At 71.4% G+C, this 6,022-nt stretch carries 7 protein-coding genes; 1 reads left to right on the top strand and 6 read right to left on the bottom strand.

Features of this window, described 5'->3' with window-relative positions:
* Positions 1–5: 5 nt before the first annotated feature.
* Entirely contained in the window at positions 6–1,034 is a 1,029-nt protein-coding gene (locus KUF83_RS01725) for a P1 family peptidase (RefSeq protein ID WP_217452692.1), read from the bottom strand.
* A gap of 251 nt (positions 1,035–1,285) precedes the next feature.
* On the opposite strand from KUF83_RS01725, the gene KUF83_RS01730 reads away from it, so the two are divergent.
* The gene (locus tag KUF83_RS01730; RefSeq protein WP_217452693.1) at positions 1,286–1,462 is read left to right on the top strand and encodes a hypothetical protein; all 177 of its coding nucleotides are present in this window, start codon (positions 1,286–1,288) and stop codon (positions 1,460–1,462) included.
* A 114-nt stretch (positions 1,463–1,576) separates the two neighbouring features.
* Here the strand turns inward: KUF83_RS01730 and mscL are convergent, their stop codons facing one another.
* The 5 genes from mscL to KUF83_RS01755 all read right to left on the bottom strand — a co-directional run bounded on the left by mscL (position 1,577) and on the right by KUF83_RS01755 (position 5,787).
* Positions 1,577–2,059 carry a large conductance mechanosensitive channel protein MscL gene (gene mscL, locus KUF83_RS01735; protein ID WP_217452694.1) on the bottom strand — a complete coding sequence of 161 codons (483 nt, stop codon included), beginning with the start codon at positions 2,057–2,059 and terminating at the stop codon, positions 1,577–1,579.
* Between the two features lie 135 nt (positions 2,060–2,194).
* The gene (locus tag KUF83_RS01740; protein WP_217452695.1) at positions 2,195–2,731 is read right to left on the bottom strand and encodes a hypothetical protein; all 537 of its coding nucleotides are present in this window, start codon (positions 2,729–2,731) and stop codon (positions 2,195–2,197) included.
* A 387-nt stretch (positions 2,732–3,118) separates the two neighbouring features.
* Entirely contained in the window at positions 3,119–3,994 is an 876-nt protein-coding gene (locus KUF83_RS01745; protein WP_217452696.1) for an S-methyl-5'-thioadenosine phosphorylase, read from the bottom strand.
* 87 nt (positions 3,995–4,081) lie between these two features.
* A complete protein-coding gene (locus tag KUF83_RS01750) occupies positions 4,082–4,429 on the bottom strand; it encodes an FmdB family zinc ribbon protein (RefSeq protein ID WP_217452697.1) in 348 nt (115 codons plus the stop codon).
* A gap of 68 nt (positions 4,430–4,497) precedes the next feature.
* Positions 4,498–5,787 (bottom strand): MFS transporter, encoded by a 1,290-nt coding sequence (locus tag KUF83_RS01755; RefSeq protein ID WP_217452698.1) that lies wholly within the window; start codon positions 5,785–5,787, stop codon positions 4,498–4,500.
* Positions 5,788–6,022: the final 235 nt, after the last annotated feature.

The following is a 6,022-nucleotide window of genomic DNA, read 5'->3' on the forward strand; positions in this document are numbered from 1 at the left end:
CCCGTCTACTCCCTCCCGTACAAGTCGCGGTGGGCGCGCCACACCCCTCCCGGCCCTTCGGCCGACTCTGCGGCCAGCACGGCTCGCACGATCGCGCGCGTCACCAGGTCCGCGCCCGCTGCGAGGATCTCGTTCAACGCGAGAGGGTCCTCCGCCGCGAGCGGACGCACCCCCGTGGCGAGCGCGAACACCGTGTCGCCGTCATTGAGCAGATGCACAGGCCGGACAGCTCTGGCGATGCCGTCGTGGGCAGTGCCCGCGACCTTCTGTGCCTGTGCCTTCGACAGGTCGGCATCGGTGGCGACCACCGCCAGCGTGGTGTTGAGCGGCGGAACCGCGTTTCTCTTCATGGCCTCGGCCAGCCGCACCTGCGCCGCCCGGTGTACCTCCGTGGCGGGACAGCTGATCCGCCCCTGGGCCAACTCCCCGTACAGCGCCCCCGTCTCCGGCTCCACCACCGATCCGGCCGCATTGGCCACCACGAGCGCCGCCACCGTGACGCCCGAGTCGAGCACGGCACTCGCGGTGCCGACCCCGCCCTTCATCATTCCGACGGCCGCCCCGGCCCCCGCGCCCACGCACCCTTCCGGGACGGGCGCACCCAGCTCGCCGGCCGCCGCGGCCTCCACGGCCTCACGGCCCATCGCCGCGTCGGGCCGGGCCCGGAAGTCGCCGCCCCGGCCCAGGTCGAAGACGCAGGCAGCCGGTACGACAGGTACGACATGGCGCGGATCGGGCCCGACCCGTACCCCACGCCCGCGCTCCTCCAGCCAGGCCATCACGCCCGTCGCCGAGTCCAGCCCGAACGCGCTACCGCCGGTCAGGACGAGTGCCTCGATCTTCCGCACCACGTTGCGCGGGTCGAGCGCGTCGGTCTCCTTGGTGCCGGGCCCGCCGCCGCGCACGTCCACGGCCGCGACCGCGCCACCTTCCGGGGCCAGGACGACTGTCGTGCCGGTGAGCCAACCGTCGCCGATCCGCGTGGCATGCCCCACGCGCAGCCCGGTCACATCGGTCAGAGCGTCAACTGTCATGCGCCCAGTGTCGACCCCCGGAACCCCCGAAGACGGGACCCGGGGACGGGACCTGAGGACGGGACTCGGGGACGGGGCCCGGGGATGCGCCCCGAGGACTTGGAGGACTACTGGGACGTACAGGAGGTCGGACTCAGGGTTTCCGGGAGCCCGGATCTCCGGGTCTCCGGCGGAACCGCCACACAGTCACAGTGTCCAGGCCCACAGCCCGGGGCCGGAGCGCCACGATTCCCTGCGCGTACCCTGGAGGTATGAGCGAAGCGCCCACCCCCGAACCGCGTGACCCCAAGGCCGCGCTGGTCTTCGACGACCCGCTGAGCCGACCGTCCGCGGACGACACGGACCGCGGATGGGGCGAGCGGCCGACCGGCGACAGCTCCGCGGACCTGGCCCGCTTCCTCGACGAGAAGCCGCCCCACCACATCTGAGAAGGCCCCCGGCCCCACCGCGCAGGCACCCACCGCGCCACCGCCCAAGAGCCTCCCGAGCCCGACTGACAGCGCCCCTGCGGCTCCCGATCCCGCTCTTGCTGCTGCTTCTTGCTAGTGCTCGTCGTGTCCGGAGCCGCGCTGGGCCACCAGGGCGTCGCGGATCTCCTTGAGAACCTCCAGCTCGGTCACCTCGATGACCTCCTGGGTGCCCTCCTTCGCCTTCTGGCGGGCCACCTGCCGCGCGAGGTATTTGGACATCGGCAGCACCATCAGGAAGTAGACGACGGCCGCGGTGATCAGGAAGGTCAGCGTCGCGCTGAGAACGCTGCCCCACATGATGGGGATGCCGCTCGTGGCGGTCCCCGTCGCATCGTCGAAGGTGCAGGGGTCCTTCAGGCACGAGCTGTACTTGTCGAGGTCCTTGGTGCCGAAGGCGCCGACCAGCGGGTTGATCACGCCCTTCACCACGGAGTTGACGATGTTGGTGAAGGCGGCGCCGATGACCACCGCGACAGCCAGATCGACGACGTTCCCGCGCATCAGGAAGGCCTTGAAGCCGTCCCAGAGGCTCGGGCCCTTCTTCTTCTCGCTCACCAGGGAGACCCTTCTCGGTCGCACAGACTGTGGAATGAACAGCTCCGCAACCTACGTCAGGATGTGGCGGCCCTGTCCAATTCTCTGACTCCGACGAGGGACTTGACAGCCTGACGCCGACTGTCGTGGCCAAGCTCAGCACAGGGTCACCGCCAGCCGGGAGGTCGCGCCCGCACCCGCCAGGCGCGTCGCGGTCCGACGCGGAACGGACAGGACGACCAGCGCACCACCCTCGGCCACGCTGTCCGGGGACTCGGGAACCTTCGTCACCCGCGCTCCACGCGCCACCACCCGTGCGTCGCCCGCCGCCGACTGCTCCGCCGCGACCACGTCGACCCGGTCACCGGGCCTGAGCAGCCGCACGGTTGCCCCGTCGGCGATCCGCACTGGCGCCGTCACCATCTCGACCGGCTGCCGCTCCCGCACGGAACCGACCACCGGTCGAGCCCGCGGAGGCCCCGTGTCCCGCGCCGCGATGTCAGCCGGCCCCGCCGCGACGAGAGCCGCCGCGGTCACCGCCAAGCCCGCGGCCAGGGTCCGCCTTCGGTGCCGAACCAGCCGCCGCAGCCCGTACCGCCCGCCACGCACCCGCACGGGAGCGAAGTGCGGCACCTCGCACGTGCCGGGAACGTCCGTGCCCAACGGACGCGGGAAGGAGGAGAGCTGCGACACGGGTACCACCGCCTGGGGTCGAAGATCGGCTTGCACCCCCAGACTGCGCCCTCACACAGATCCCCACCGCACCCAGTGGACAGCCACACGATTGTGGACAACTCACTCACCCGAAGGGGCAGTTCCCCCACACCGAGAGCCGCACCCGACCCAGACAGGATCGCCCCCTGCGCCGGGACCGGAGCCCCGCACAACGGGAGCGGGCCGTGCCGGTACGTCGAAGCCCGCCGCGTAGGGCTCCTCCAGGAAACGACACGTACAAAACCAACAGCAGGACACCCGGCAGCGGCGGGCTCGACGTACCGGCACGGCCCCGACCCCGACGGCACGACCCCGACGGCACGGCCCTCCGGCGGGACACCCCGCCCCCGACCGGCCACGGACGCCCTACGGCAGCTCGATCCCCGGATCCATCCCGCCCAACGCCGACGCACACAGACAATCCCGCGCCCCACCGACGGGCAGCCCCGCCACCGCGTCGAACAACACCCCCCGCAACCGGTCCACATTCGCCGCGAACACCTTCAGCACCTCCTCGTGGGAGACGCCTTCCCCGGTCTCGGCGCCCGCGTCGAGGTCGGTGACCAGCGTCATCGACGTGTAGCAGAGCTCCAGTTCACGGGCGAGCGCCGCCTCGGGATGACCGGTCATGCCCACCACGGACCAGCCCTGCGCCCGGTACCAGAGGGACTCCGCGCGGGTGGAGAACCGTGGCCCCTCGATCACGACCAGCGTCCCGCCGTCCACCGGTTCCCACTCGCGCCCGCGCGCGGCACGGAGTGCGACCTTGCGCCCGACGGGGCAGTAGGGGTCGGCCAGCGAGACGTGGACGACGTTCGGTGTGCTGCCGCCGGCCACCGGCAGCCCGTCGAAGTACGACTGGGCCCGGGACTGCGTACGGTCCACGAACTGGTCCGGCACGAGCAGCGTCCCGGGCCCGTACTCGGGGCGAAGCCCGCCCACGGCGCACGGCCCGAGCACCTGGCGGGCGCCGACGGAGCGCAGTGCCCACAGGTTGGCGCGGTAGTTGATGCGGTGCGGCGGCAGATGGTGGCCACGGCCGTGCCGGGGAAGGAAGGCGACCCGCCGCCCGGCGATCTCGCCGAGGAAGAGGGAGTCACTGGGCGGCCCGTAGGGGGTGTCGACCTGTATCTCGGTCACGTCGTCGAGGAACGAGTAGAAGCCCGACCCGCCGATGACGCCGATCTCGACGTTCTCCGTGTGCGCCCCGACATTCGCCCCGACGTTCTCAGTGTTCGCCATGAACGGCACCCTAGCCGGGCCGGGAAACGCCGAAGACCCTGCCGTCCGCGACGGCAGGGTCTCGTAAGAAAGAGGCGCGAGGAAGCCTTAGGCGGCGTTGCTGCCGGAGGACGAGCTCGTGGACGACTTGGAGTCCGAGGACGACTTCGAACCCGAAGACGACTTGGAGTCCGAGGACGGCTTGGAGTCCGACGTGGACGATTTCGAGTCGGACGACGAACCCGACGACTTCGAGGCCGGGCTGCTGCTCGACGACGAGCCGCGGCTGTCGTTCCGGTAGAAACCGGAGCCCTTGAAGACGATGCCCACGGCGGAGAACACCTTCTTCAGGCGGCCACTGCAGTTGGGGCACTCGGTCAGGGCGTCATCGGTGAACTTCTGCACCGCCTCGAGGCCCTCGCCGCACTCGGTGCACTGGTACTGGTAGGTCGGCACTTGTCTTCCTCCTGGCACTCTCACTCAATGAGTGCTAACGACGGTCCATAGTGACGTATTCCTCGGGATCAGTCCACTGTCACCGGCACGCGGTGACCCACGCCACGTGCGACGGTCCGGTTCACCACCGGTGGGACGAGCCGCGAGCGCAGGGCGACCAGGGTCGCGAGAGCAAGCAGGGTGCCGCCCATCGGGACGAGGAAACCGGCACCGTCCCAGAGCCGGTCCTCCAGCTGTCCGGCGATGGTGACCGCCGCCGCCTGGCCCAGCGCGACCGCGCCGGTCAGCCAGGTGAAGGCCTCGGTGCGGGCGCCCGCCGGAACCAGTCCGTCGACCAGCGTGTAGCCGGTGATCAGGGCCGGCGCGATGCACATGCCGACGAGGAGGCCGACTCCGGCGAGGACGACCACCGACTGCGCGGCCCACAGTCCGGAGGCGGCCAGGGCCAGGGCCGCGTACCCGATGACGAGGCGGCGGCGCGGGGCCACCTTCCAGGCGATCGCGCCGCAGACGATGCCGGAGAGCATGTTGCCCGCGGCGAACGTCCCGTACAGGACGCCGTTCAGGCCGGGCTCGCCGATCGACTCGCTGAACGCGGCGAGCGAGACCTGCATGCCGCCGAAGACGGCACCGATGCCGAGGAACGCCACGATCAGAACGCGTACGCCGGGGACCGACAGCGCGGAGGCGTGCTTCACGCGCGCGTGCCCGCCGACACCGACGGACGGCTGGCTGCCGCGCTGGGCGGCGAACAGCAGGCCGCCCACGAGGGTCAGCGCGGCCTCGGTGAGCAGTCCGGCTGCCGGGTCCACGGCGGTGCACAGGGCGGTCGCCAGAAGCGGGCCGAACACGAAGGTCAGCTCGTCCGTGACGGACTCGAAGGCCGCCGCGGTCGTCATGAGGGGAGAGCCCTGGAGTTTGACGCCCCAGCGGGCACGCACCATGGGCCCGACCTGGGGCACCGAGGCGCCGGTCGGCACGGCGGCGGCGAACAGCGCCCACAGGGGGGCGTCCGTGAGGGCCAGCGCGGTCAGGGAGAGGCCCGCCAGCGAGTGGACGACGACGCCGGGGAGCAGCACGGCCCGCTGGCCGTGGCGGTCGGCGAGGCGGCCGGTGAGCGGCGCGAACAGTGCCATGGAGACACCGGTCGCGGCGGCGACGGCGCCTGCGGTGCCGTACGAGCCGGTGGTGTGCTGCACGAGCAGCACGATGGAGATGGTCAGCATCGCGAAGGGCTGTCGCGCGGCGAAGCCGGGGAGCAGGAACGCCCAGACGCCGCGCGTGCGCAGCAGCTGGCCGTATCCCGGGCGGGAGGAGACCGGAGTCCTGGCGGACTCCGAGGTGACCGTGGATGCCACGGCCCGTGCCTTTCTGCCGCCTGGTAGCGCGGCCCCATTCGTGGGGCGCGGGGCGCCGAGAGCTGTCCTCTTGCGCGGAACTGCGGTAGATACCGGGCCGCCCACTGCGAGGGGCACCGCGGCCGCCATACGGTCGCGCCAGCACTGCGTCAGGCAGAGTTGGTCGATCAGGTGTGCCTTGATGATACAGGGGCGAACGACGACCCACCTGTGAAAACCAGCACCTTCTCCACCC

Source organism: Streptomyces sp. BV286 (genome assembly GCF_019090165.1).
Classification (GTDB): Bacteria; Actinomycetota; Actinomycetes; order Streptomycetales; family Streptomycetaceae; genus Streptomyces.